This window comes from Paraburkholderia sp., from assembly GCF_035948235.1.
In the GTDB taxonomy this organism is placed as follows: Bacteria; Pseudomonadota; Gammaproteobacteria; order Burkholderiales; family Burkholderiaceae; genus Paraburkholderia.
In genome coordinates this window covers 1-2,182 of the sequence record NZ_DASZJJ010000198.1, presented here as the reverse complement: position 1 = coordinate 2,182, position 2,182 = coordinate 1, and the positions used below count along the sequence as shown (strand labels likewise).

Here is a 2,182-nt window from a genome sequence, read left to right as displayed (position 1 = left end):
GCTCAGCACGGAAACGTCGTAACCCTCCTCGACCAGATTGGGCAGGCGCTGCGAGAGCGTGAGTTCGACACCGACATCGGCGTAAAGCTCGCGGTAAGCGACCACCGAGGCCGTCACGTGCCGCTGCCCGAGCCCCGGCATCGCATGCACGCGCAGCCGCCCATAGGGCCGCACGAGCGCATTGCGCGCCTCGGCATTGGCTTCGTCAACCTCGCCTAGAATCGGCCGCACGCGCTCGAAGTAGCGCCGCCCGCTTTCGGTCACGGCGAGATGGCGCGTCGTGCGCTGCAGCAGCCGCGTTTCCAGATAGCCTTCGAGCTGGGAGACCGCGCGGGACACCATGCCCGTCGAAGTATCCATGCGCCTCGCCGCAGCCGTGAAACTGCCGGCCTCCACGACGCGTACGAAAGTACGCATGTTTTCGAGCATGTCCATCATGATCCGCGGTTTGTACAAGGCGGCGCGCCGCCATGGGAGCGTGCATTATCGGCGCGGCGCCCGCGCACGGGCAGCCCCCCGGGTGGGGGGCTGGCGTTTGGCGGCGTCGTCCTGATAGCGCTCGCGCAGCGCGCGCTTGTTGATCTTGCCGACGCTCGTGCGCTCCAGGCGCTCGACGATCACGAGACGTTCCGGCACCGCATAGCGCGAGATCAGGCCGCGCTCGGCCACGCGCCTGACATGCGCCTGCAACTGCTCGGGCGTCACGCCCTCGTGCCCGCTAGCCAGCACGACCAGCGCGAGCGGCCGCTCGCCCCAGCGCGCGTCGCGCACGCCGATCACGGCCGCCTCGCGCACGCCGGGATGGGTCGAGAGCAGGTTTTCCAGTTCCAGCGACGAGACCCATTCGCCGCCGGTCTTGATGACGTCCTTGATGCGGTCAGTGATCTGCAGACTCCCCTCGGCGTCGATCACACCGATGTCGTTCGTATGCAGATAGCCACCCGCCCATAGCGCCGCGCTCGCGTCCACGTCGCCCAGATAGCCTTGCGTGGCCCACGGCGCGCGCACCACCACCTCGCCCGCCGATTTACCGTCGCGCGGCACGTCGCGCATATGCTCGTCGACGATGCGCAGGTCCACCAGCGGCAGCGGCGTGCCCGCACGCGTGCGCACCTCGATCCCGCCTTCGCGCGCGCCGTCGCCGCGCGCCTGGGCGAGCGTGAGGAGCGGACAGGTCTCGGACATGCCATACCCCGTATACACGTCGATACCGCGGGCGAGCGCGGCGCGCGTGAGCCCTTCCGAAAGCGGCGAGCCGCCCACGATCACCTTCCAGCGCGACAGATCGACCGCCGCGCCTTCGGGACAGGCGAGGATCATGTCGAGCAGCGTCGGCACGCAATGCGAGAACGTCACCGCCTCGCGCTCGATCAGGCGCAGCAGGCTCTGTGGCGCGTAGCGGCCCGGGTACACCTGCTTGAGCCCCATGGCCGTGGCGATATAGGGCATGCCCCAGGCGTGCACATGGAACATCGGCGTGATCGGCATATAGACGTCTTCGCGATGCACCCGCCCCTGCTCGCGCGCGCTGCCAAGCGCCGCCATGCCCGCCAGCGTGTGCAGCACGAGCTGGCGATGGCTGAACGACACACCTTTGGGCAGGCCCGTCGTGCCGGTGGTGTAAAACGTCGTCGCGCGCGTGTGCTCGTCGAAGTCGGGAAAGGCGTAGTCGGGGCAACTGGCGTTCACCAGCGCTTCATACTCGCCGTGAAAGCCCGCTGGATGGCTGGAATCGTCAGAGTCGTCGCCAATCAGAATGAAGGTGCGCACGGTCGTGAGCCGCGCGCGAATGCTGTCCAGCAGCGGCAGAAAGTCCCGATGCACGAGCAGCACGGAGGCCGCCGCGTGATTGAGCGTGTAGAGCATCTGATCGGGCGATAGCCGCACGTTCACGGTCATCAGCACCGCGCCCATCATCGGCACTGCGAAATAACATTCGAGGTAGCGATGACTGTCCCAGTCCATCACCGCCACGGTGTCGCCCGCGCTCGCGCCCGCAGCGGCGAGCGCGCTTGCCAGCTGACCAAGCCGATGCCGGAAGTTCCAGTACGTGTAGCGGACGGTATCGCCATAGACGATCTGTTGCTCGGGACAGGTCGCGAGCGTCGTATGCAGCAACTGCTTGATGAGGAGCGGATAGGCGTACGCCGTGTCGTCCTGGTCCATCGTGTTGCCCACCTTG

General features: G+C 67.2%; 2 protein-coding genes. Both read right to left on the bottom strand.

The features are described 5' to 3' along the window. The coding region (locus tag VG320_RS16980) for a LysR family transcriptional regulator (RefSeq protein WP_327201251.1) at nucleotides 1–435 on the bottom strand (435 nt) is incomplete at its 3' end. Nucleotides 436–483: 48 nt separating this feature from the next. Continuing rightward, a complete protein-coding gene (locus VG320_RS16975; protein ID WP_327201250.1) occupies nucleotides 484–2,166 on the bottom strand; it encodes a fatty acid--CoA ligase in 1,683 nt (560 codons plus the stop codon). Nucleotides 2,167–2,182 lie beyond the last annotated feature (16 nt).